This is a genomic window from Ruegeria sp. ABV4_181 (assembly GCF_056158465.1).
On sequence record NZ_JBSWTI010000002.1, the window covers coordinates 1252790 to 1276872 of the forward strand.

Annotated in this window: 17 protein-coding genes; 11 read left to right on the plus strand and 6 right to left on the minus strand. The window is 59.1% G+C overall.

What is annotated here, in order from left to right; all coding sequences use genetic code 11:
• Nucleotides 1-9: 9 nt before the first annotated feature.
• Nucleotides 10-1470, plus strand: a complete 1461-nt coding sequence (locus tag ACXAC3_RS06305) for an NAD(P)/FAD-dependent oxidoreductase (protein WP_475157917.1) — start codon at nt 10-12, stop codon at nt 1468-1470.
• Nucleotides 1471-1620: 150 nt separating this feature from the next.
• Here the strand turns inward: ACXAC3_RS06305 and ACXAC3_RS06310 are convergent, their stop codons facing one another.
• Nucleotides 1621-1950 carry a Nif11-like leader peptide family RiPP precursor gene (locus tag ACXAC3_RS06310; protein ID WP_475157918.1) on the minus strand — a complete coding sequence of 110 codons (330 nt, stop codon included), beginning with the start codon at nt 1948-1950 and terminating at the stop codon, nt 1621-1623.
• A 262-nt stretch (nt 1951-2212) separates the two neighbouring features.
• The gene (locus ACXAC3_RS06315; protein ID WP_475157919.1) at nt 2213-3280 is read right to left on the minus strand and encodes a pyridoxal-phosphate dependent enzyme; all 1068 of its coding nucleotides are present in this window, start codon (nt 3278-3280) and stop codon (nt 2213-2215) included.
• 140 nt (nt 3281-3420) lie between these two features.
• Between ACXAC3_RS06315 and ACXAC3_RS06320 the strand changes: the two genes are divergently transcribed.
• The 10 genes from ACXAC3_RS06320 (at nt 3421) to ACXAC3_RS06365 (ending at nt 16635) form a co-directional block, all read left to right on the plus strand.
• Nucleotides 3421-3846 (plus strand): ATP-binding protein, encoded by a 426-nt coding sequence (locus ACXAC3_RS06320; RefSeq protein ID WP_475157920.1) that lies wholly within the window; start codon nt 3421-3423, stop codon nt 3844-3846.
• Nucleotides 3847-3862: 16 nt separating this feature from the next.
• Nucleotides 3863-4621, plus strand: a complete 759-nt coding sequence (locus tag ACXAC3_RS06325; protein WP_475157921.1) for a hypothetical protein — start codon at nt 3863-3865, stop codon at nt 4619-4621.
• Between the two features lie 4 nt (nt 4622-4625).
• On the plus strand, nt 4626-6860 hold the full coding sequence (locus tag ACXAC3_RS06330; RefSeq protein ID WP_475157922.1) for an MFS transporter: 2235 nt from the start codon (nt 4626-4628) through the stop codon (nt 6858-6860).
• Nucleotides 6861-6942: 82 nt separating this feature from the next.
• Nucleotides 6943-7980 carry an ABC transporter substrate-binding protein gene (locus ACXAC3_RS06335; RefSeq protein ID WP_475157923.1) on the plus strand — a complete coding sequence of 346 codons (1038 nt, stop codon included), beginning with the start codon at nt 6943-6945 and terminating at the stop codon, nt 7978-7980.
• Complete coding sequence (locus ACXAC3_RS06340; RefSeq protein ID WP_475157924.1) at nt 7977-8750, plus strand: hypothetical protein; 774 nt, start codon at nt 7977-7979, stop codon at nt 8748-8750. Before ACXAC3_RS06335 ends, ACXAC3_RS06340 begins: the two co-directional genes overlap by 4 nt.
• Entirely contained in the window at nt 8747-10591 is a 1845-nt protein-coding gene (locus tag ACXAC3_RS06345; RefSeq protein WP_475157926.1) for a SpoIIE family protein phosphatase, read from the plus strand. Before ACXAC3_RS06340 ends, ACXAC3_RS06345 begins: the two co-directional genes overlap by 4 nt.
• Nucleotides 10592-10616: 25 nt before the next feature.
• On the plus strand, nt 10617-12428 hold the full coding sequence (locus tag ACXAC3_RS06350; RefSeq protein ID WP_475157927.1) for a sulfotransferase: 1812 nt from the start codon (nt 10617-10619) through the stop codon (nt 12426-12428).
• A gap of 3 nt (nt 12429-12431) precedes the next feature.
• Entirely contained in the window at nt 12432-13727 is a 1296-nt protein-coding gene (locus ACXAC3_RS06355; protein ID WP_475157928.1) for a TfuA-like protein, read from the plus strand.
• Entirely contained in the window at nt 13724-14953 is a 1230-nt protein-coding gene (locus ACXAC3_RS06360; protein WP_475157930.1) for a YcaO-like family protein, read from the plus strand. Before ACXAC3_RS06355 ends, ACXAC3_RS06360 begins: the two co-directional genes overlap by 4 nt.
• Nucleotides 14954-15015: 62 nt before the next feature.
• The gene (locus ACXAC3_RS06365; RefSeq protein WP_475157931.1) at nt 15016-16635 is read left to right on the plus strand and encodes a hypothetical protein; all 1620 of its coding nucleotides are present in this window, start codon (nt 15016-15018) and stop codon (nt 16633-16635) included.
• 63 nt (nt 16636-16698) lie between these two features.
• Here the strand turns inward: ACXAC3_RS06365 and ACXAC3_RS06370 are convergent, their stop codons facing one another.
• The 4 genes from ACXAC3_RS06370 to ACXAC3_RS06385 are packed head-to-tail and all read right to left on the minus strand — an operon-like array spanning nt 16699 to nt 24051.
• Nucleotides 16699-17892, minus strand: coding sequence for a hypothetical protein (locus ACXAC3_RS06370; protein WP_475157932.1), 1194 nt, complete (start codon nt 17890-17892; stop codon nt 16699-16701).
• A gap of 6 nt (nt 17893-17898) precedes the next feature.
• Nucleotides 17899-18831 (minus strand): M23 family metallopeptidase, encoded by a 933-nt coding sequence (locus ACXAC3_RS06375; RefSeq protein WP_475157933.1) that lies wholly within the window; start codon nt 18829-18831, stop codon nt 17899-17901.
• On the minus strand, nt 18828-21800 hold the full coding sequence (locus ACXAC3_RS06380; RefSeq protein ID WP_475157934.1) for an NHLP bacteriocin export ABC transporter permease/ATPase subunit: 2973 nt from the start codon (nt 21798-21800) through the stop codon (nt 18828-18830). The genes ACXAC3_RS06375 and ACXAC3_RS06380 overlap by 4 nt, the downstream gene beginning before the upstream one ends.
• 13 nt (nt 21801-21813) lie before the next feature.
• Nucleotides 21814-24051 (minus strand): NHLP family bacteriocin export ABC transporter peptidase/permease/ATPase subunit, encoded by a 2238-nt coding sequence (locus tag ACXAC3_RS06385; RefSeq protein WP_475157935.1) that lies wholly within the window; start codon nt 24049-24051, stop codon nt 21814-21816.
• Between the last annotated feature and the right edge of the window lie 32 nt (nt 24052-24083).

The window sequence follows — 24083 nt, forward strand, 5'->3', positions numbered from 1 at the left end:
GAGGCAAAAATGGACGTAGCGCACACAGCAGATGTCGCGGTTATTGGCGGCGGTCCCGCAGGATCGGTGATGGCGGGTCTGTGCGCCAGGGCTGGTCTGTCTACCGTCCTGCTGGAAAGAGAGACCGGGCCGCGCTATCGCATCGGTGAATCGTTGCTGCCAGCCACACTGCGGCAGGTTTTGCCGTTGATCGGTGCACAGGGTGCCGTTGACGCCCAAGACTATACGGTGAAGCGCGGGGCCACCTTTTGCTGGGGCGCTGACAAACAGGACATCTGGACCCTCGCCTTCGGCCCCGACCAGGCCGACGATCCGCCTCTGGCTCTCAACGTTGATCGTGCGAGTTTTGACGAAATCCTTCTGTCCAGCGCGCAGAATTGCGGTGCAACGCTCCTCAGGGGGTGTGACGCAATTTCCGTCGGTGACGGCGACGCGCAACAAGGCCGCAGCGTGACCTACGCTCACCGACAGAGCGCAAAGCAAGATGCGCTGCACGCAAGGTATGTCGTGAATGCCACGGGACAGATGCGCCTGAATATCCCCGAGTTGGACAGGCGCGAGCACTCGCACTTTTTTCGCAAAGTGGCCGTTTGGGGATACTGGACAGGCGGAGGGCGGCTTGACGCGCCGCTGGACGGGAACGTGTTTTTCGAGACACTGGAAACCGAACACGGGACGGCCTGGGTTTGGTATATTCCGTTGCGAAACGGGCTGACCAGCGTGGGCGTGGTTGCCCCGCGCGACTGCCTGGCCCATCTTCGTGTGGACCCACGAGCAGGTTTGGAAAACTGGCTTTCGACCTGCCCACGGATAACCGAACTGTTGCGCGACGCCTCACCGGCAGAGCAGGCCCCTTACGATCAGGTGAGCCTGTGCGCCGATTACTCTTATGCCTCCAACGCCTTCAGCGCGCCGGGCGTCGTGCAGATTGGCGATGCAGCCTGTTTTGTGGATGTGCTACTGTCGTCAGGTGTGCATCTGGCCACCTACGGAGCGCTTCTTGCAGCCCGTTCGATTAAGGCGACCCTGTCTGGCGCGATACCGGAAGATATCGCCATGGCCGAATACGAGAGCCGCCTGCGACAGGAATTTGCCGTGTTCTACGCCGGGCTTTCGGGTCTTTACGATATGGAGAAGCGGTCACAGGATTATGTCGGCTGGCTGCGCGCCTTGTTGCAAAACAGCAATGGGGTGCTCATGGAATGGGGGCATTCATCGGAAAATCCCGGCGGGCTGAATGTAAGTGGCGCGTCCTGCTCCGATGCGGATCTGCACGCGCGGGCACAAAGAAACCTGACCATGATGCGCGGGTACAATTCCTACCAATTGGCTTATTATGGCCCGCCAAAGGCGACGCCGATTGCTGCTTTGCCCGCGATCCGCAATGTGTTGGTAATTGATGAGCATGGTGAGTGGGTCATGCCCGAGCATACGCCGCGCGCACCCAGGCCGATTACCTCGGTCACCTGAACCAAGCCCCCATCGGCGGGTAGGTGATGTGGGGGCCCGGACATTCACCGTGTGGGGTTAAGCGTTTCAACCTTAAGTGGATATTGCTCAGGTCGGAAATAAAAAAGGGGCGGGTGTTTCCCGCCCCTTCGAACCGATTGTCTAATCAGATTACCAACCGCTGCCGCTGGTGGTTGTCGTAACTGCGGCAGCAGTGCCAACCACGGCGGTCGCTGCGCCGACAACGGCTGCTGCGGCCGCGGCGGTGGTGGTCACAACGCCCCCGGCAACTTTTTCCAGATCATCTTCGCCAAGCTCGCCATCGGCCTGCATCTCCTCCTGGAAAGCGGCCATGTCTTCCTTGGTCCAGGTCAATCCCATGGATGCAGCATGCTCAATCTGGCCATCCAGATTGGTTGCGCCAATCTCTTTCGCCTTGGCCCGCAAGTCCGGATCGCTGGCACAGCGGCGTGCATATTCCTTAAGGTCTTCGACACTCATTGCATTGTCCCTTCTCTCGTTTTGCCACGGGTCAAATCAATGCTGGGTTTGCGACCGGTCGCACAACCAAACCAAATGGCTTTGTTTTTCTTTACACGAATAAATTGTACCGAGGACCTATCAAAAATCAAGCGCCGTAATTTGAAACCGGAATGAAATTGCCTGAGCTGCGGGATGTGCGAAGGAAAACCCCGCCCGCTGAATGCGCGGCAAACACGAGCATATTCGGCGGGCTTGGTTCACGTCGACATTTACGCTGTGCCTACCCGGAAGTCAGCGACGGCCCTTCGGTCACCAGAGAAACCACGTTGGCCGTCCCGTCGAGTCCGGCGCGAGCCCGTAGGGCTGATTCCGTGAGTAGTTCCTGCAACCCCGCGAAGGCCGCCGCTCCGGATGGCTGGGTGAAAACCTGTGAAGATCGTAGATCATTCATTGCCTTTAGGGCCGCGGGGTCGGAAATGGCCATGGCGCCGAAAAGCCGCTCGTGCAGAAGGTTCCAGGCAACATTGGACGGTGTCTCACAGGCGAGGCAGTCCATCGAGGTTTTAGCGCCTTCGGGAACACTTCTCAGTTTCCCAGCCTCCAGACTGGCGGCAACAGGCGCCACATGATCAGGTTCAACGGTGATGATGCGCGGCATCCGCGGGCCTAACCTTGTGGCAAACCGCGCCGCCACACCCGCCGCCAACGCACCGACTCCTGCCGGAACCAGGACATGTGTGGGAGGGGATGGCAATTGTTCAAGGATTTCATCCACGATCCGGCCGTAGCCAAAAAGCGTCAGATAGGGGATCTCCTCACAACCGGGGCGACCTGTGTCGGAAAACTCGACAGCCCCGGTCTTGTGCGCGTCGTCGGCCGCTGCGGCGATCGCCTGATCGTAGCCGCGCTCGACCGCCACGGTTTGCGCGCCAAACTGCCTGATCCGGTCAAAGTTCTCTTGCGGCACGGATGCGGGCAGATAAACGGTCGCGGCAACATCCAGACGCTGCGCGGCCCAGGCGACGGCGCGACCGTGATTGCCATCGGACGCGCAGACGAACCTGTCCGCATGTGCCAGATCCGGTTTTGCGGCCAGAACGCCAAGAACACCAAGCGCCTTGAAGCACGACAGGCCCTCGTTGGCAAAGCGTTTGCCTTCATCCTTGATCCAGCAGTTTACACGCCCCTGGCTGTTGCGCATGTCTTGGATCATAGGGGTTACCGTCATGGCGGGATGATCTGTGATGTCCGAAAGGATACGGTCGGATTGCGCGGCAAATTCCGCTCCGGGATGTGTGGGCGACCAATGGGCGTTCCGAAGGTAGGTGGTTGAAGAACCGATTGGCACAGTTGCACACTCCGTTGGGGTGATTTGAAATTTCTTCTAGCTGTCATTTGGGTGAAGCTATACAATCTAAGATAGAAGCAAGCACAAATTTGTGAATAATGCGCGCTGTTTGGCGGATGGATCAGAAGGTGACATTTCAGATGTTGAAAGCCGAAATCCAGCTCGCCAACACACTTTCGGCTGTGCCGGGCTTGCTGGACCGGCTGGATCAAGCCCTTGTGGCCATGGATGTGCCGGATGCCGATGCATTTCAGGTCAAGCTTGCACTGGAGGAACTGGTCACCAACGCCATAAACTATGGGTTTGATGAGGGGCAGACATCCGAGCTTGAGGTTGCCCTGCGGCGTCAGAACGGGGATCTCATCTGTGAGTTGAGAGATCATGGCCGGATGTTCAATCCACTGGACGTTGTCGAGCCGGACGTGACGCTGGATGTTGACCATCGCAAGGTCGGCGGGCTAGGCGTGTTTCTCGTTCGCCAGGTCATGGACGACGTAAGCTATGAAAGAGCCGGCAATATGAATGTGATGCGTCTGCGTAAATCGTTGGGCCGCGAGGGCGAATAGGAAGGCGAAGACAATTATGCGTGAGCTGGTTGGGAGCTTTGCAGCAAGGCTCATCGCCTATCTGGCGGTTGCATTTGCCATTGCTCTGGCTGCGGCGGTCGCACTGACGATGGCAAAGCTTTCTACCGCTTTGACTCAGGCAGTTGACGGGCGCTACAGAATTGTCGCGTCCGACCTGCGCGCCAATATCGAAACCGGGGTGAATTTTGGCCTTGGGGTCGAAGAGATCGTATCCAACGTATCGGCGCAGATCGAAGACAGGCTGGAGTCCGACGCCGAGGTTCTGGCCATCCGGCTGGTTGCCGAGAATGGCGAGGAGATCCTTTCCCGTCAGTCTCAGGCAGAAGGTCGGGAAGGGGCGCAGGCCACAGATATTGCAACAGTGTCAGAGCCGATCATCAACTCATTTGGCGCGGTTGTCGGGCGCGTTGAGGTGTCTTATGACCCGACAGGCGCACAGACTATTCTGGCCGAGTCCGCCCGCATTCTGTCCATGGAAGCCGCAGTGTTGCTTGCGGCCTGTATCGGCGTGATCGGAGTGGCCAGCCTGATGGCCGCGCGACGTATCGATCAAAGGCTGGACCGTCTGACAGCGCAGTTGGACAGCGGGATGCCGTCTGATACAGCGCCTGAGGTGAGTGGCGATCAACTGGATCAGCTATCGCACAGCGCCATGAACGCCTATCGCACCAGCCAAACAGAACTGGATGATCTGGACACAGAATTACAGCGCTTGTCTCGCCCGTCGCAGACAGCCAAGCCGGGCAGGGGGTGACCTGATGGACCAGATGTCCAGACGTTTTGCCTTCTTTATTCTTTCGGTGGCGGTGTTATGTCTCGTTTTGTCCGTGGGCGCCTTGGGCCTGCGCTCAATCGGGTTGCTCGAACGCAACGTTCGACCCATTCTTGAGACCAATGCGCTGGTCGTTACCGAACGCGTGCGCGGGCGCATCGAAAGCGCCGTGGCGATGGGGATACCCTATGAAGGGCTGGCCAAGGTGGACGAGTATCTTGACCGCGCACTGGAAGGCAGCCATGGCATTTCCAGCATCGTTCTGAGATCCCCCAGCGGCGTTGTGATGTATGCCTCGGGTCGGGCGCAGTCGAACCCGAACCAGACCGGAGCTGATACCGAGGCGTCGAACATTACGCAGCAGGCGGACCCCGATCGAATGCGGGACCGTGGCCTGCAGGTGTTGCCCGCCACGATGCAAAGCGAACTGCTGCGCTGGCTGTCGCCTGAAATGTCGAGCCTGGGCAGCTTTACACACGGTGATACCAACGGAAGCGGCGTCGTCGTGTTGCCGCTTGTGACCCCGGATGGAACAGAATTCGGGCAGATCGTCACCCGAATTGACGAAACATTTGTTGCGCAGCAACTGCTGGATGCTGCCGCCGATATCATGGTTATGGTCTTTGTGGCTGTCGTGCTGGCTGTCGAGATATTGCTGGTTGTAATGTCCGCCAGCATCAGCGGCCCGCTGGCCCAGGTGACCAGACTGCTCAATGCGCTGGTAGGCAAAGATTTCCGTCGGTTGGAAAAGCCGGCCGGCGGGGTATCCATGCGCCGCGCGATACGGGCAGGCAATGCGCTGCTTGAGACGCTGTCGACGCGGATGGCGGATCTGAAGGCGCGCATTGAAGCCGGGTTTGCCGACGCAGCCGATGCGGATCGGATGCGCACTCGCCTTAAAGCGGTTGGCGAGTTTGTGGAGGACGGGCGCAACAAGATTGGCACGGCTGCCCATCTGGCAGGTGTGCGCGGCGCCGCGTTCCTGTTTGTGATGACGGAAGAGCTGACGCGACCGTTTCTGCCGCAATTCATCTCGGAAGTGCTGGGCAGCGGACCCGCGCAGACGATCAACGGTACGGACAGCACCCTTCTGATCGCGGTTCCGATCTCGGCCTTCATGCTGGGGGCCGCGGTGGTCGGCACGCTTGCGGCGGGTTGGGCCGACAGGGTCGGGCGCAGGAACGGCTTTATGATTGGCGCTGCGCTGGCCAGCCTCGGGCTGGTGGCTACTGCATTTGCTCCCAGCCTGGCCACTCTGATTTTGGCCCGAACTGTTTCCGGGGTCGGGTATGCATTGTGCTTTTTGTCCTGCCAGGGACAAGTGATTGACCAGACCACCACGGCCAATCGCACACGCGGCATGTCTGTTTTTGTGGGTGGCATCATGGCGGCGGATGTCTGCGGGCCGGCGATTGGCGGCATTCTGGCCGAGCAGTTCGGTTTTCAGCCCGCGCTTTTGGTTGCCGCGGGACTTGGCGTATTCAGCATATTGCTGGCGATGCGGTTGCTGGATGGCCGCAGCGATGCGGCGCAGTCCTACAAGTCGACGCATTTCGGGTTCGAACCCAAAATCGTCATTGAATGCATGAGCCAGCCGCGATTTGTGGTCGCCGCCCTGCTGGCGGCATTGCCGGCTAAACTTCTGCTGTCAGGTTTCCTGTTCTTTCTGGTGCCCCTGCTTCTGACCGATATAGGGGCGACGAGCAATGAAATCGGCCGTATCACGATGCTATACGGGGCGTCGGCATTGATCCTGATGTCTCTGTTCTCCCGGCTGTGCGACCGGTTCGGGCTGCACGCCTTTATGGTAAGCGTCGGAGCCCTGTTGACAGGATGGGGGTTGGTGCCCTTGGCATATGGCGCAACCGTTTCGGCCGTCGCCTGGTCGGTCCTGATCCTTGGCATTGCGCAGGCCATGAGCATTTCGGCCCAGTCGGCCCTGTTTACGATCCTGGCGCAGCGCGAGATCGAAACATACGGGCCGGGTCGGGTCCTGGGTATCTATCGCATGACTGAACGGGTTGGGTCGGTCATCGGACCACTGCTTGCCGGTATCCTGTCGCAATATTGGGGTTTGGCAGGCGCAGCGGCAATTCTGGGCGGGTTGTCCGTGGTCACAGGCACCGGCTTTGCAGCCTTCTTCCTTGTTTCAGGCTTGCGGTCCGAGGATTACGACCTGAAGACACGCGGGGCGAGGGGGTACGATGTTGAGGCTGTGTAATCCCCGCGCCGCACTCGCACGTTGCTGTGCCCTGATGTTGGCGATGCTATTTGGTGCCGGTAGCTTGCAGGCGCAGGAGCAGATGCCAGACCTTTGCGAGCGACCGCATGTGGACGGAGCGCCCCATATCGTAATGATCCTGTGGCGCGGCCCGACACCCGTTGAGCAAGGGGTACAGGCCTATCTCGACAGCCGTGAGCTGACGTTCAACGTCACCTGCCTCAGTGCCAATCGCAACAGCTCGCGTTTCGCACGCCTTGTTCGGCAAGCAAAGGAGCTTGAGCCTGATCTGCTGTACACATGGGGGACATCAGCAACTTTGGCCGCGGTCGGAACCTATGAAGAGGACACGGCCGCGTTTCCGACATCGCAAACACCGGTTCTTTTCACGATGGTGTCTTATCCGGTTCAGTCCAAAGTCGTCCCTGATTTTGATGGCAGTGGGCGAAACCTGACAGGCAGTTCACATACGGTGCCGTTGGATTCGCAACTCAAGGCGATGCAGGCCTATCGCGAGGTGACCCGGATCGGGATGATCTTCAATCCACGCGAGGATAACTCGGTTCTGAACATGCACCAGATGCGGGCGATTACCGAAGAGATCGGCATTGAGCTTGTGGCTATCCCGGTTCCTCTCAAAGAGCGGCAGGCCGAGACCCAGGGCGAAACCGGCGCGGAAGCCGAGGCAAACGGAAGCGAGGAGGACGTTTCCGAAGGCCAGCCTGACCCCGCGACCTTACCGGAATTGATCGCCCGGATGGCCGCGCAGGACATCCAGTTTTTGTATATAGGTCCGGATAATTTCGTCGGTGCAAACCAGGAAACCATAATTGGCGAGGCCCTGTCATACGGAATCCCAAGCTTTACCGGAACAGAGCTTGAAATCCTTGAAGGGGATGCATTGGTCGGGCTGGTCACGCCCTACTACAATCTGGGCCTTCTCAACGGATCGCTGATTGAACGAATTCTTCTCGATGGTGAAGCGGCCGAGGAAATTCCAATCAGCACTCTGGCGCGGTTCACCTATATCGTGCGCATGAACGTGGCGCTGCGTATCGGAGTGTTCCCGCCCCTGGATATTTTGGAGTTTGCCCGCATCCTTGAAGGAGAGCCCGAATGATGGCCGCCGCATCCCACGAGCCGGCCAACGCAGACGGAGGTCAGGCGCCGTTACAAGGCGATTGGCCCGGTACGCTGCCAAACGGTCTGGCACTGCGCAAAATGGATATCGGCGATCTGGACATGCTGACGGCATTGCATGCAAAGCTGCATCATCTGAGCGATCAGCAGCCTGCACCCTTCGTACGCGAAAAAGATGAATTCTTTGCCGAACACCTTACAAGCGCCGGGGAGGTCTGGGGCCTTTGGGAGCATGCCAGGCTCAGGCACCAGTTGGCTGGATATACCGTTGTCGGTTTGCCAACCGCGTCCGATCCGGCAAATTTTGGCCATGACCTGGGGATGGAGGACGCGGCACAGCTTGCCCTGGTTGCGCATTTGGACGGGACAGGCGTTTTGCCGCATCGGCGCGGGTTTGGCCTGCAGCGCTATCTGACCGGGTATCGCATGGAGCGGGCGCGGGTATTGGGGCGCAAAACCATGATCTCGATGGCGTCTCCCCAAAACAGTTTCTCCTTGTCGAACCTGTTGCGCTGCGGCCTGACGGTTCAACGTTTGATCCGCAAATACGATGCCTTGCGATTTGTTCTGGTTCGGACCCTGCCGGACCAACCTGCATTTGCGGTTGACCGCCAACCGGTCCCGCTGATGACAAACGCAGAAGAACATGAGCAACGCCTAAAGGCAGGCTATGAAGGCGTCGCATTAAAAAATGTCGGCGGCACCCTGTCGCTCGTCTACGCAAAGCGCGGGAAGGAGTCGGCCCGATGACGTCCGGCTCCGACACTGCGGCGCTTGCACGGCTCAGCTTGCGCAGCCGGATCACCACGATCGTCTGTGTCGTGTTTCTGGTTCTCACGGCGCTTTTGCTTTTCGAGATGCACAGCCGCGAACGGGCAATGCAGACGCGGCTGGAAAATGCGCTGCTGACCAGTCTTCAACTCAATCTCGAAAGCCTGCAGGATGTCGAATTCCAGCGTGCGGAAGCCTATGCGCGCCGGTTTCAGGAGAACCGCGAGCTCGCTCAGGGACTGCTGGACGGGGACGCCGATCTGATCGAGTTGCAACTTGTGGAATTGCAGGCCGACCTTGACCCCACCGCTGCGCAGTTTGTCCGCTTCGATGGCACGTATCTTGGCGGTTCGGACAGTCCAATGGTCGACACACCGATATTGCAAGCGAAGCATCTCGACCAGTTGCGGGCTCAGGGGCGCGTAACCACAGGGCTGACCTTTGGGGCTGATGGATCTTTGGTCCATGTCGCCGCAGCCCCGCTGTTCTTGAAGGCGCGTCCGGTGGCGGCGGCAATCGTCGTCAGCCCTTTCCAGCGCACAACCGACAAGTTGGCCAAAGGGTTTGGTTCGCAGGTTCTGACCTTGTCGGCGGATGGAGACATCCTGCAAAGCAGCGGCTCGGCCATGATTGAAGAAGAGCGGGCCAACCTCGGTGCGCAGGCGACCCGGTCGGGCATCTCCCTTCTGGAAGATGGTAGCAGGTTTCTTCAAATCGCCAGCCTTCCAGTTCCCAGCGCATTTCTGGACGCGCCACTGCATATTGTGGGTATTCAGGATGCCTCTGCCGCGCTGCGCGAAACAAGGATCGGGAACGCCATATCCGTACTGGCGCTCGCCAGTGGTCTCACACTGTTTCTTGCGTTCATCAACTGGTCGCTCAGGCAATCGTTCTTTCCTTTGAACGCGGTGATCCGGTCGCTCAACGCGTTGTCCGAGGGCAAAACCGACCAGGCCGTGAACGTGCCGAAGACGGATGACGAAATTGGCCGGCTGGCCGGTACGTTCGAAGGTTTCCGGAAAGGCATGGAAGCCCGGACCGAGTTGGAACGGGTCAACCGTGAACTGGATGTGGCGACGCGCATTCAGCAGCAATGTCTTCCAACGACATTTCCCGAGTTGGCAGAGATGGACTTTGCCGCGGATATGGTGCCAATGCGCGAGGTTGGAGGGGACTTCTACGATGTGTTCGACTTGCCGTCCGGCAAGATCGGGTGCGTGATCGCGGATGTTTCCGACAAAGGCATGGGCGCGGCCCTGTTCATGGCCATCTCGCGCACCGTGATGCGGGCAATTGCCGCGTCGGCACAGGGGCCCGCGGACTGCGTGACGATGGTGAACAACTACCTTTGCGTCGACAATGACGCGATGCTGTTTGTCACCCTGTTCTATGTCGAAATCGACCCCCGGACCGGCGCGATGGTGTATTGCAACGCCGGGCATAACCCGCCTGTCATCGTCGGCCCCGAAACCGAACCGCGATACCTGAAATCCGATCAGGGCCAGCCCGCGTTGGCGGTGTGGGAGGATTTCGATTATGAGGAAGAGACCGGCGTGCTTGAACCGGGAGAGACCCTGTTTTGCTATACGGACGGCGTGACCGAGGCGATGTCGGCCGAACTGGAAGAATATGGCGAGGCACGCCTGCTGGAGGCGATGCGCCCGCTGATGGGGGCCACGCCCTCGGACCAGCTCAAAGCCGTCATGAAGTCGGTTTCGATCTTTACCGAAGGCGCTGATCCCAGTGACGATATCACCTGCCTGTCGATCGAGTTCAAAGGTCAGGCGTCGCAGGGCGATGGTGTGGAGCAGGCGGCGTGAACGGCCCGTCTGACGGGAGATGGGTATGAGAACCATTGCAACCTGGCTGGTGCATGTTGTCCGCGCAACCCGCATCGGATGGAGTTTGTCCCCGGCTCTTGGGGCCGGGCCGAAAGGTCAGCTTTTTGCCGATCTGATGCAGGAACAGATAGCAGGGAAACTGTCGGCAGACCGGTTGCTCAGCTATGAAGCCGTTCGCGACACGGTGCGCGACGCGGTATCCGTGCTTCATCGCGACGGAACCGAGGCTGCCGGGCAAGTCTTTGAAAAAGCACAGCGTTTGGCCGAACCATTTGCTGACGATCCCGAGCTGAACGCCCTTTCGCAAAGCTGGATCGAGCAGGCTATGGCTTTCCACGACGTTCGCCTTGGTGATTTGCCGTCTGCCGAGACACGGCTTGAACGGGCCATGACCGCTGATACGCAGTTGGAGCAGGATTTCGGCTATGACCTGATGCATATCGGGCGCATTCACACGCTTCACCTTTGGGTGCGGGTTCTGGCGGCAAAGGGCGATGTTTCGACGGCGCTCAAAGCGGCGGATGCCGTCCTGATTTATCTGCATGGCGGCGGCGAGGATCTGCCGTTTGGTTCCGGGTGGTCTGCGGGTCTGGCCGCGCAAATCCGGCCCGATCTTGCCGAGGCCATGACCTACAGGATCTGTAGTGAAATCGGTACCATCGTGCAGTCATTGCCTCAGGCTGAGGCGCAACAGCATGTGTTGGCGCTGCCGGGACTAAAACAGGTTGCGGAACTGGATGGCTACGGCGAAGTCGCCGTCTGGCGCCGCGCAAAACTGGCTTGGAGCCAAGGTCAGGTCTACGAGTTTTTCGAGGCGGTTGTGCCGGCTTTGATGGCCGGACGCGGCCAAACTTGTCTGTGGTACGCGATGGTGCTGGATGCGGTTTCGATCGCTAAGGTGCTGAGAGAACAAAGCGGTCTTCTGTTTGCAGAGGACGTCGTGCATCGGGCCAAGGAAGACACGGCAGACCCGATAATCCTGCCCGGTTCAATTCGGGCTGCTTTGCGAAACTGCGATGCCGTGCCCCTTTCGGCCCCGCTCGTTGTGAATTGGCCGAAACGCCGGTTTCATTTGATGTGTATGGGATTGCCCAGGTCGGGAACGACATCGCTGTATACCCTCTTCCGTCCTATGCGCGCGGCAAACGAGTATGCCGAGAAGGCAACGATCGAAGCCCTGACACGTCGGATGCCGGCTTCGGATCTGGCTTCGTTTCTGGCGCGGCGCGACCGGGAAAGCGCGTTGGAGATGGATGCGGCCAGCTTCCTGCATCTTGCAGCGCCTGAGTTGGTGGCCCAATGTCCCGACGCCGGTTTTGTGCTGCCTATCAGGCCGCCTGCGGAGTGGTTTGAAAGCTATCTGAAAATGCTGTTGCGCTGGCATGACGGCTTTCGGGCCAAAGGCCGCACTCCGCCAGGTTGGATGGAAGCGTATGGCCAGCTTCTGTTTGGCCATTTTGACTGGGCCGAAATTGCCTCGGAAGAGGCGCGGGCGCGGTTCATGCCGAAGGTTGCGGAACGGTTTCTTTGCCATTGGGCAAACGCCACGTTGCGCACGCTCGATGCTCTGCCGCCGCAACGCTGGCTGGTGCTGCACACCCATGACCTTGGCAGACGCCGTGCCGATCTGGCCCGATTGGCAGGCATATCCGAAGACCTCATCACGATGGAAAGCCACGCCAATATCAGCCCGCCCGTTCCGGACATTCTGCAGGGAATATCCGGAACGGAACTGGCGCAGATGGCGCAGGACATCTGCGGCGTCGCCTATTCCGCCGCCTGCGCCGAAGCCGATGCGCACCGGGTGACTGTTTAGAATATGACAGAGCAAAACTGCCAGATGCTCTCGGGCCGAGATCTTGTCTTTCTGGGACCATCCCTGTCCTTGCCTGAGGCGGCGGCGCTGCACCCCAAAGCCGTCTTCCGGCCACCGATCAAGTTCGGCGATCTTTATGCCGTTCTTGCGCGCCCACCCGCCCGAGTCTTGATCATAGACGGATATTTTCACGCCCAGACTCCGATCTGGCAGCGCGAAATCCTTTCGGCGCTTCAGGCGGGTATTGAGGTTTTCGGGGCATCCAGCATGGGTGCGCTGCGGGCGCTGGAACTGGCACCGTATGGCATGGTCGGGTTGGGAGAGGTCTTTCGGCTGTTCCAAAGTGGCGAGATCGAAGGGGATGACGAGGTGGCGTTAAGCCACGGTCCGGCCGAGATGGGGTATATCGAGCTGTCCGTTCCTTTGGTCGATCTGCGTTGGATCGTGGGAGAATTGTTCGAAGGCGGCCCGCAGGCCGGTGAACTGATTGCACAGGTCAAGTCCTGGGGGCATGTGAACCGGACAGTGGATCGGATCGTCACAGCTGCCGACCGGTTGGGGTTAAGCGGCGCGGTGTTGAAATGTGCGCTTGAGGGCCGGACGCGATTGAAAACCCAGGACGCAAGGGCAGCGTTGGCGCTGTTGTCCGACAGCGGTCCTATGGTCGGCAATGAGGTTGATCTATGGCCCCTCCCCAACCCGGCGCCGCTTGATGTTGAACCGCGGCTGTCGCGTTTTGTAACCGGGCCAGATGGTCAGCCGCTCTCGCTGAGGGCGCAGTTGCAGGCCCGCGCCGCACAACCCGGAGCCTTGTCGGACGCATGGCGTCTGAGCCGACGTCGTTGGTTTCTTCAAGATTGGTGTGCGTTGACAGGGCAAGGCCCGAGCGAGGCGGAGGTATCGCAATTTGCTGTTCAGGCCGTAAGCGAATATGCGAAGGCTAGGGGGCAAACCCAGGAAAGCTGGCTGGCGTTACATGGGCTGCGGCTTGAGGAGCAATCATCCGTTTTTCGGGGCGCTGCCACCAGTGCCTGGATCGCGCTGCGATCCCATCAGGAACTGAACGTCACGTGCCGATTCGGTTCCGACGTGCATTCGGAAATGGCCGTTTTGCTGGATTGGGCGGCGCGCGCCGGCGTCACACCGCCTGAGGAAGTGGCGACTGAGGCAACCGCGATTGCCGTTTGGCTCGTGCAACACGGCCCGCTGTTTTTCGGAGCTGCGGACTGGCATGAGGACCTCGCCTTGCTTGATACGTCAATCGCTGAAAACCAGCTATTCGCGCAGGCCGAGCCATGACCGCCAACACGCAGGATCTAAGCGGATTGCAATTCGCGGATGGATTGTCGAGACAGTCCAGCCAACTGGACCAGATGCGTAAGTATTCCGTGGACGAAACCTGGACACGCATCCAGCCGGATCTGAAGTCATGCGGCGTGACCCGCGTGGCGCCCATTACGCAACTGGATGTTCTGGGTGTACCCTCCTGGGTGGCTGTGCGCCCGGGTGGCATGGTGTTGCAGGTGTCCAATGGCAAGGGGTTGTCCGACGCCGCCGCGTGTGTCTCGGCCGCCATGGAGGCCTGCGAGTTGCATCGGGCCGAAAACCCGTTGCCCGGTCGGATTTGGCAGGGCTCAGCCCAATCCCTTCCGAACGAACGGAGCGGGGGTGCCAACCACATCCTGCGCCCGCATGAACTGCCGGGCAAATTGCAGCGATACTATGATGACCAGTTTGTGGGCGAATGGACCCTGGGTGTAAACCTGAGTAGCGGGCAGGCGTGTTTTGCGCCCTCCAGCGCCGTCTATTTCCTGCGCAGACCGGGGTACTACGAAACCAGTTCCAATGGTCTCGCCTCGGGGAATTCACTGGCCGAGGCCTACCTGCATGGGCTGTACGAAGTAATCGAACGCGACGCGATGTGCGCCGTGCGACAGAACGGCAAGCTGCTGCTGCGGCAGCGAGCGCAGATCATCGACACCGACAGCGTCGACGACCCGGTTGCACGATTGGTTCTGGATCGTTGTCGCGAAACGGGTTCTGAAATGCGGCTGTTCGCGCTTCCGGGTGCTGTCAATCTGCCGGTCATCTGGGCTGTCTTGTTGGATCAAGGCTCTGGTTCTGCCCGTTCGAGTTGCAATGTCGGGTGGGGATGCCATGCGCTGCCGCAGATCGCACTGTACCGAGCCATTACCGAGGCAGCCCAGTCCAGACTTGGCATGATCCATGGCGCCCGGGACGATATTCTGCGCAAACCCGTCCACGCGGTGACGGGTCCCGCGGCGAGCCCGGTCTTCGCGTTTTTTCGAAACCTGAAATCCGATACCTCCTGGGCCACAATTTCCAAAGCCCCGTACCTGAATCCAGGGTCTGGGCCGGACATCGCAATCAGAAGGATTGTTAAGGCGCTTGAGGAAAATGGCCGTGGTCCGGTATTTGGGTTCGATCTCAGCGATCCGGCGCAAAATTTCTCTGCTGCTCGGATATTGGCCCCCAAGCTCAAATTCGACAAAACACTATTTTAGGTTGTATCGCGTGGAATAGTGCGAAACTATATTTGCAACGCGGTTCTTAGAGGAGCGATATCGTGACCAGCATGATCGAGACCGGGCGGGGGGAATCCACCGTAGAAATGCGCAACCGCAACCGATATGTCGACACGCTTAGCGATTTTTCGCCGGAAGAGATGGAAAGCCTCTGCCAGGTGAAGCGTTTCATCGAGTGCTATGAAGGCGATCGCGACTTCCGCAAAGCACTGGACGACGGCGGCAAATTCTCTGACGACCAGCGAAAGATGCTGAAAGATATCGGAGTGACCTTTGAACCCGAAGAGCTTGCCCTGCTGTGGGAGCAGCCGAGCTTCAGCGCCGAGTTCAGTCACCATGCGTTCCCGGTAGACAGTTTCGAAGAACTGCCGACTGACATTCACGAGACTCTGGCGGGTTACCCACGTTTGCGTGCGTGGTTCTTGTGGCGGTTCCGGCGCGAGAAGACAGGCTTTGTTCAGAAGAAAATGGTGCTTTCGACACCGTCGCTGAGCAGAGAGTACACGGTCTGGCGCGCACGACGTATCGCAACCACACGGAACGAACTTGGCAGCTACGGCTGGGATATCGATCATCCCTGCCATGCGGTCGAGATGGCCGTCGGGTGCTCGGTCGGCTGCCACTTCTGCGCGTTTGATGCGCCGAAGCTGCAAACGGTCTACGACGTATCGGTTCCGGAAAACCGGGCAATGGTGGCAGGGGTCGCGCAGGGCATGGCTGACGTGCTGGGGTGGCCGGCCGCACATGGGATGCTCTACTGGAGCACGGAACCCCATGACAATCCGCATTACGTAAAACTGCTGGAGATCTGGCAATCGGTTACCGGCGCGTCCTTGTGCACCGCGACGGCCCGCGCCAAGGAAGACTGGGTCGGTGAACTGATCGGGCATTACAGCAAAGTTCCGGCACCGTGGCCACGTATCAGCGTCCTGTCACGCAACATCATGCGACGGCTGCACAAAACGTTTTCGCCTTCGGAAATGCGCGACACGATCCTTCTGATGCAGCAGGCTGATGCCGAGGTTTTCCGTGCCAAGGTGCCCGGCGGCCGCGAACGTATGTTGCAACAACTGGTTGAATCGGACGACTTGCGCAATATCGACACGGACAATCCGCCGGAAGGATTTGACGTGCCCCAGGGATCGATCGCCTGTGTGTCTGGCCTGTTGGTCAATATGGTCAACCGGTCGGTTCAGTTGATCAGCCCCTGCTATACCACGCTGGAGAACCGCTATGGCTATCGCGTGTTCGACAAGGCGACATTTGAAGACGGAGAGGACTTCAAATGGGTTTTGGAGAAAATGGTGGCGCGGTCGATGGTGGCCGAGCCTTATCAGGAGATGCCCATAAAATGGCGCGACGACCTGAAGTTCGTCGAGCAGGAGGACGGTTTCACCTTGATTTCCCCGACCACCCGGCGCGATTTCCGCCGCGGAACGTTGCATCTGGTCACCGGCGCGCTGATTTCCGAAGGCACGCACAGCTATGGCGAAGTGTTTGATCATCTGTCCGACCATCCGGAAATCGGTCCGATGGCGGCGATGGCGCTGCTCGAAAACCTATTTTCGGGTGGGTATCTCTGCGAAATGGCAATCACCAAGGATTACCGCGCCAGAAAAGAAGCGGAGAATCCTTCGCTGCGAGATGTCGAAATCGCGTAGTATTGCAATCAATTCAGAGATTGATCTGGCGGCCTTTTCGGCCGCCATTTCTTTGCAACCCGCCTATCTCCACCCGCCGCTGCCTTCGGCCTCGCCGCCTTGGGTCGGTGATTGATTGAAGGGCGGACGCAGCACCCCGACATAGGCTTTCGCCTCGATAATCTCGGCTTCGACAACGACCAGTTTAAGATGGTGCAGATTGCACGACAGGGCCGGGTAGATCACTTGCGGCCCGTCAGGGGTCCAGGTCGGCAACGCATAATGTTCGAAAAACGGCAATTCCCGCAACGCGTCGATCTTTTCCGGGCGCGCCAGACCTGCGGATTGAAGCCGGTCGAAAGCAGCCTCCCAGGGTTGTGTCGAGAACGCGTTTTCCTTGGCGTATAGTTCAATGCCCAGCTTGGGTCCGACACCATCGGGCATCAGGTCGATATTCAACGCAGGCTCGCCCAACGGGTCTATGTAAGTCCGCCATACGGTTTCGACTGTGCCCAAATCCCCGGGCCAGCCGATCTGGTCAAGCCAGGCGATCGCGGCGTCGCAATCCAGGTTGGTCAGGCATAGCCGGGTGACCACGATATCCCGGGCCCCCATCACACCCATCTGAAAGACAGTGGCGCCTTCGGGAAGCGCTTTGGCAAACTTCGCCAAATGGCTCTTGTCTATATCCAGACCGAAGAACCGGCGTCCAAGTTCGGGCAGCGCGGCAAGAAGGGCGCGGTCGGTGCCTTTGGACTGTCTGTTCGGCCCCCAAAACATGCAGGGCCTGTCAAGACAGCCTTCCAACTCCTGCCCATCAGTGCTTGCGCTGTCCACTTCCAGCCAGACATTGCCAAGCATTGGTTTCCACTGCGACCCGTCGCGCCATTCCAGCGCGAAATTCGACAGATCGTCCCAGAACGCGGACCGGTTCAAAACAGAAGCCCGAGGCGCTGACCCGTCCCCCCCGGCAAGTGCACTGATGGATCCGTTGCCCTGAGCGATTTCCCAAAGAATGTCCGCGCGTGCAGCAAGCTCGCCCAATCGGAGTTCAAGACCCCAAAACGGTGCCATTTCCGCGGACAGTTGATCGGCCACATGGCAGAGACGCGCCATGCCGGTTGCATCGACAAGTTCGGGTCGAATACGCGGCGCGACCAGTCGCAGCACGTCGCCGATGCTTTGGCAGCGCGGCGCCAGCGACCTTTTTCCGGCGGGCGCGGTCAGGATGTCGTCGCCGATCCCGGGTGACGTCGCAGAGTTGGAAGCGGTGGTCATAGCCCGTTACCTCAGAACCATGTTGCGGGTCAGGAAATGCCCGTCGAATGTAATCGGGACCGCAGTCGCGGTCGAGATTGCAACAATGATATCATCCACCCGCCCTTCCACGGCATGGATATGCAAATGCGGTTCCGTCGAGTTGCCCGAGTTTCCGACGCGTCCCAACTCCTGCCCCGTGCTGACGCGGGTTCCCACATCGACGGACAAGCTTTCCGGTTGGAAATGGGCCAGCAGAACAGTGAGGCCGTCGCAGGCCAGCAGAGCGAAATTTCCGGCCGGTGCCTGTTGGTTCGAACCTCCAACAGGGGTTTCGGGCTGATCGTCACGTGTTGCAGTTATTTCTCCGTCACAGGGCGCGATCACGGGCATGCCGAATACCGCGTAATCCTCAAGTTTCTCAGAGGAAAGGGTTTTGACGCTCTGGCCATCAGGCCAAAGAGCCACCAAATCTGCGGCGTATTTCTGGCTTGGCGTGGTAAAATGGTGGTTGAGGATGATCGATTGCCCGCCCTGCATGACGGCGACGCGATCACCGCCCAGCGGCATGGCCAGATTGACGGCATCGGCGGGAACTCGTCCCGCTGTCAGGACTTGCTGGAGATAGAAGAGGAACAGGGCCGCTGGCAAAGCAAAGGCTACCAGCGAAATCCATCCGCCCCATTTGCCCGGGACAGATCGTGTCTTGGCGGGCTGACGGATCGGGCAGGACCAAAGCACTGAGGCGACTGCCAGCACAACCAGGATCCATCGCCATGGCAATCCGATGGCCAACCAGATAACGCCACCGAGAACCATATAGGCGGACAAACTCAACAGAAGGACTGACCGAACAATCCAATCCGCCCAGCTGCGTGGTTGCCGAAAGGTCAGATCGATTGCGCACATAAGCGGAAGGCCGAAGGTCAGGATCAAGGCCAGCCACTGGCTCTGGATCATAGCAGCTGCCTCCGCGCCAGCGCGGCAAATGACCCATCGCGGGACATCAATTCGCTATAGCGGCCTTCTTCAATGATCTTGCCGCCTTCCAGCATGATGATCCGGTCGGCATTGACAATGGTCGTCAGGCGATGTGCGACGACGATCCGGGTCAGGTTCTGTTTGTCGAGGCTGGAGTTCACGATCGCCTGGGTCTTGTTGTCCAGCGCACTTGTGGCTTCGTCAAGGATAAGGATGCGCGGTGTTTGCGCCATCGCGCGCGCGATCATCAACCGTTGCTTCTGACCGCCGGAAAACGTGCCTGCGCCTTCAGAAACCACAGTATGAAGCTTCATGGGCATGGCTTCGATGTCGTCTTCAAGCCCGGCTGCAATCGCGGCCTCCATCGCATCATCCTGCGTCAGCCGCGTCGACCCTACGATGTTCTCGAAAATCGTGCCTGAAGTGAGACGGCTGCCCTGAAGCACCACGCCGATCTGACGGCGCACGGCGCCAAGGTTCAGCCCGTGCAAATCCTGCCCGTCAAAGTAGACGCCGCCGGCCTCGGCCTGTTCAAAACCAAGGATCAGGCGCAGGATTGTGGATTTCCCGGAACCGGACGCGCCGACAAAGGCGACAAACTCCCCGGGGCGGATTTTGATCGAGATGTTGTCCAGCACCGGAGGGCCTTCCGGATCATAACGGAAGGTGACGTTTGACAGCTCAATCTGACCGGTCAGTTCCCCCGGGTCGATGGCGTCGCTGCGTATCTCGGGCACCGCTTTGAGTATCGGGTCCGCGCGGCGATAGAGAGGGACGATTTCGATGATCTGCGAAGCAGCGGCGGCGAAAGCCATGACCGAGGCGTTGAATTGCCCCAACGCCGCGTTGAAGGAGAGGAAATCACCAATGGTGAAGCTGGGACCGTCAAGGCTTGAGTCATTCAGTTGATAGTAGACATAGGCAAATACCGTGATCGAGGCCGCCACCGGAAACATCGCGTTGAACACCTCCTGTCCGGCATTCAAACGGGACGCGGCGTAAGTGTGGCTTTTGGTTTTCTGGTAGAGTTTTGCCCAACGTGCAAAGGCGCGGCTTTCGCTGTTTGAACTTCTGAGTTTGCCAATACCCGCGAGGAACTGGAACACCTGACCTTCAATCTTGCCCATCGTTTCCAATGCAGCCTGTTTGTGCGGAATCATCGCCCACGTGAAAAATGCGGTCACAAGGATTACGATCAGGATCAGCCCTGTGGCAACCAGGGCAAGCTCCCACGAGTAATAGAACAACAGCGCGAAGGAAAAGAGCGAGAAAATCAGCGAAAACACGGATTGCAATGTGGCACCCGTTAGTACTTCGCGGATCGAGTTTATGCTGTTCGCCCGGTCGGCCAGATCACCGGACGTGTAGTCTCTGAAAAATCCCAAGGGCAGCGCAAGCAGCCTGTCCCAGACGGCGGATTGAATGCGGCCGTCCATCTTTCCGGTCACACGTAAAACGGTGAAGCCACGGGTTATGTCAAAAATGAAGACGCCCAGGGCGGCCAGGATCAATGCACCGACTACAGCCGTGAACGTGTTCAGATCAGCGCGCGGGACCACGTCGGAGAACAGGTAGCCAATTGAAATCGGCACGGCGAGGCCGAGCAGCCCGGACAGCAATCCCAGGCACAGTACCAGCCACAATTCACGCCGCATGCCGCGCAAACCAAAGGAAAGAACTTCCTTCACATTCAGGCCCTTCAACGGGAAGGGCACATAGAACATGTAGGCAAATGCATTTAATTCGGCGGCGTTGCGCCGGGTCAGCTTGGTGCGCTTCCCGGACGCGGGATCTATCATGACGTAGTCGCCAGAGGCAGAGCCCGGCATGAGGGCGACGGGCTGTGTTTCGTCCTCGTCCAGGTATCCGACCAGCGCCCCGACATCCGATCGATGCCAGTTGTCGCGCAGCGCGACGCGCCGCATACGCAACCCGGATGCGCGGGCGTATTCCTTCAGCCGATCCACCCATTTGCGGTGTGTGCCGTGCTTTGGCTTTTTCGCCACCGTGCCCTGGCTGCGTACGACATGGGAAAACGCTGTGAACAGCAGGTCTTCGCCGGTGTCGATATCGCCGCGGATCTCGGCCTCGGTCTCCAGGTCCGGACGCAATACGCTGCCCAATGTGGCCAAAGCGCCTGTGAACCGGACTTGCCGCTGTCCGAAACGCGCTGCGCGTATTTCGGTCGCCTCTGCACGAGCCAGATCAATCTCTTCCTGGATGATCGGCAAGAAGTAGCGATGGAAATTGTCCATGGCTTCCCAGAGACCGCCCAGGAACAGAAGCGTTGGGGTATAGGCGCAGCTGATCGAACTGTCGGTTCCAAAGCTGATCCAGCTCTGATCCGTAATCGGAACTGCTACACCGTCTTGCTCCAACTGGCATTCGTCGCGGTCCAGAAACTTGGCTTCGCCATCATCCAGCGTACCCCAGACCACATCCTGAAACTGTGCGCAGGCATCAGTGCCCTCGGAAAACGTCTGCGCCGGTTCCGCTTCTAGCACGAGTGCGTTGCGCGGAATCCGGTTCTGGACCATGGCGCGCGACAACAGCCCGACCCAGGTGTCGATCCAGTCCACGACGATAATGTCGAAGTCTTCCCCCTGAACATCTGCGGCATTGCCTTCGTAAAGCTGCGTGCCCATGGCCGCCACGGCCCGCAGCGCCAGCCGGTTGCCATTGGGCAGTTCAAGGCTGGGTACACCAAACAGCACCGCGCCGGGGCCGACATGCATGACGTGCCGTCCGGTGGAAACCACCTGATCCCCTGACATTTCGATTGCGTAGACGTCGATATATCCCACCAGCACGAGCCAGATTTTGGACGTGTCTTCGATCAGGAAGGGACGGTGCCCGCCCACCGCCATGCGCGTGCCGGTGATCTTGCCCAGCAGTTCCGCGTCAAAGGCGTCATGAGTTTCGGTCTGGGCCATGTCTGTTTGTGTCATGTTCTCAAACCTCCTACTCAGCCTGCATCAGGCTGCGATAGGGCCCGTCCTGTTCGATCATCTCTTCATGAATGCCGCGCTGCACCACGGTTCCCTGGCTCAGCACGATAATTTCGTCGCTATCCCGAACAGTCGAAAGCCGATGCGCCACAACCACGCTGGTGCATCCGCGCCGCCGGACATTGTCGTCGATCTGTTTTTCCACAATCGGATCAAGCGCAGCAGTGGCTTCGTCCAGCACGAGGATCGAAGGGTTAACCGTCAGAGCGCGGGCGATTTCGATCCGCTGGCGTTGGCCGCCGGAAAAGTTCGAGCCCATCTCGGACACCTGTGTGTCATATCGCCCGGCGCGCGCTTCGATAATGTCCAGAATGGCGGCATCGCGCAGCGCGTTCACAATGTCACGCTCCTGCACCATTGCGTCCCACATCGACAGGTTGTCGCGCAGCGATCCTTCGAACAGGAAAATCTCCTGATCCACAGTCGAGAGAGATTGCGAAAACACCCGCTGCGGGATCTCGCTCAGGGGTTTGCCGTCGAACAGGATATCTCCGCTCCAGGGTGCGTAGAGCCCTGTGATTAACTTGGCCACCGTTGATTTACCGCTGCCGGACCCGCCGATCAGCGCCACGCGCTGTCCCGGTTCAATCACCAGCGACAGCCCGTTGATAAGAGGCGGTCCGGCCTTGGAATATCCGAAAACAACGTCGCGCAATTCTATCCGCCCGTTCAGCTTCATGAGGGCGGCTTCGGCCGGTGTTCTTTCGTCGTGCGAGCCGGACCGCGGATCGAGCTCGTGGTTGAGAACGTCATCAAGGCGCGCAAGGTCGCCTTTGATTTCCTGCAGGCTGCCGGCAAGGTTAACCATTTGCTCGATGGGGCCGGTGAAGCTTCGCATCAGGCTCTGGAACGCGACAAGCATGCCGATGGTCATCGCCCCGTCCATGACCCGAAGCCCGCCGAGAAACAGGATCGCCACGGTGATCAAGGCCGACACCAATGTAGGCACCGATCCCAGGATCGTCGTAAAGAATGAAAACTCCTGCCGGGATGTCAGGTATTTCGCCTGATATCCGGACCATTTGGAAAAGAAGTCATCCTCTTGCCCCGATGATTTCAGAGTTTCCATAAGTTGAATGCCGGCGACCGACGTGCCCGCAAGCTTGCCCTGATCCTGCATCAGCCGTCGGCTGCCGTCTTCACGTACCCGATTGAGCAACCTGAGGACCAAAACGTTCAGCAGAGCGAGCCCGGCACCCACCATCGCCATGATCGGATCAAAGGCGAACATCACCGCCAGGTAAAAGACAACCGTCGGAAGCGAGGCGAGATTGGTTGCCAGTGGCCCAGACAGCAATGTGGCCACGCGGTCATTTGCCGTTACGCGCGACAGGATGTCTCCGGCAAACCGCTGGTCGAAAAAGCCCTGGGGCAGGCGGAACACATGCCACAGAAAGGCCGATGCCTGCGTCAGGGCAATCTTGGTGTCCAGTCGCACCAGAGCAATTTGTTGAAGCCATGTCAGCGCACCGCGCATCAGCGCGGTAAGCGCCATCCCGATAAGCAGCGGCATGACCCAGTTGTCGAGGTTCTGGATCAGTATTTCATCGACGAAGATCTTCGAGAAAACCGGGATGACCAGTCCCGGAATGACAAGGGACAAGCTGGTCAGCAAAACGAAGGTCACGGCGGCTTTGGAACTGCTCAGACGCCGGAAAAGACCGGCCAGATCCTTGGGGCGTTCACCGCCCTTCTGGAACTCCGGCCCCGGTTCGAAGGTGAGCACAACGCCCGTGTAACCTTCGTCGAATTCTTCAAAGCTCAACGTGCGCGGACCCATCGCCGGGTCGTTGATGTGGACTTTCTTTCCCCGGATGCCTTCCAGGACAACAAAGTGATTGAAGTTCCAGAAGACGATGCAGGGCATCTTGAGATCGAGCAGTTTAGGCAGGCTGTATTTATATCCCTTTGCCGTCATACCGTGCTCGCGCGCGGCTTTCAGTACGTTTGATGCCTTGGAGCCGTCACGGCTCACGCCGCATTCGGTCCGCAAACGCTCAAGCGGGACATAACGACCGTAATAGCGCAGGATCATGGCCAGAGCGGCGGCACCACATTCCACAGCTTCCATCTGAAGCACGGTCGGGACCGACTTTCGGCGTCCCTTTTTGCGGGCCGCTTCCTTGAAGGCCTGCAATTCCTTGTCGGCGCTCTGATCGTCTGAGGCGTTGGATTTGGGACCGTTAAACACGTCAGATCAAGCCTTGTGCAAAATATGAGTGC

What these genes read in the sequence shown, in the direction of transcription:
- ACXAC3_RS06305 (WP_475157917.1), top strand. Translation starts at nt 10, where the DNA reads ATGGACGTAGCGCACACAGCAGATGTCGCGGTTATTGGCGGCGGTCCC.
- ACXAC3_RS06310 (WP_475157918.1), bottom strand. Translation starts at nt 1,950, where the DNA reads ATGAGTGTCGAAGACCTTAAGGAATATGCACGCCGCTGTGCCAGCGAT.
- ACXAC3_RS06320 (WP_475157920.1), top strand. Translation starts at nt 3,421, where the DNA reads ATGTTGAAAGCCGAAATCCAGCTCGCCAACACACTTTCGGCTGTGCCG.
- ACXAC3_RS06325 (WP_475157921.1), top strand. Translation starts at nt 3,863, where the DNA reads ATGCGTGAGCTGGTTGGGAGCTTTGCAGCAAGGCTCATCGCCTATCTG.
- ACXAC3_RS06330 (WP_475157922.1), top strand. Translation starts at nt 4,626, where the DNA reads ATGGACCAGATGTCCAGACGTTTTGCCTTCTTTATTCTTTCGGTGGCG.
- ACXAC3_RS06335 (WP_475157923.1), top strand. Translation starts at nt 6,943, where the DNA reads ATGCCAGACCTTTGCGAGCGACCGCATGTGGACGGAGCGCCCCATATC.
- ACXAC3_RS06340 (WP_475157924.1), top strand. Translation starts at nt 7,977, where the DNA reads ATGATGGCCGCCGCATCCCACGAGCCGGCCAACGCAGACGGAGGTCAG.
- ACXAC3_RS06345 (WP_475157926.1), top strand. Translation starts at nt 8,747, where the DNA reads ATGACGTCCGGCTCCGACACTGCGGCGCTTGCACGGCTCAGCTTGCGC.
- ACXAC3_RS06350 (WP_475157927.1), top strand. Translation starts at nt 10,617, where the DNA reads ATGAGAACCATTGCAACCTGGCTGGTGCATGTTGTCCGCGCAACCCGC.
- ACXAC3_RS06355 (WP_475157928.1), top strand. Translation starts at nt 12,432, where the DNA reads ATGACAGAGCAAAACTGCCAGATGCTCTCGGGCCGAGATCTTGTCTTT.
- ACXAC3_RS06360 (WP_475157930.1), top strand. Translation starts at nt 13,724, where the DNA reads ATGACCGCCAACACGCAGGATCTAAGCGGATTGCAATTCGCGGATGGA.
- ACXAC3_RS06370 (WP_475157932.1), bottom strand. Translation starts at nt 17,892, where the DNA reads ATGACCACCGCTTCCAACTCTGCGACGTCACCCGGGATCGGCGACGAC.
- ACXAC3_RS06375 (WP_475157933.1), bottom strand. Translation starts at nt 18,831, where the DNA reads ATGATCCAGAGCCAGTGGCTGGCCTTGATCCTGACCTTCGGCCTTCCG.
- ACXAC3_RS06380 (WP_475157934.1), bottom strand. Translation starts at nt 21,800, where the DNA reads ATGACACAAACAGACATGGCCCAGACCGAAACTCATGACGCCTTTGAC.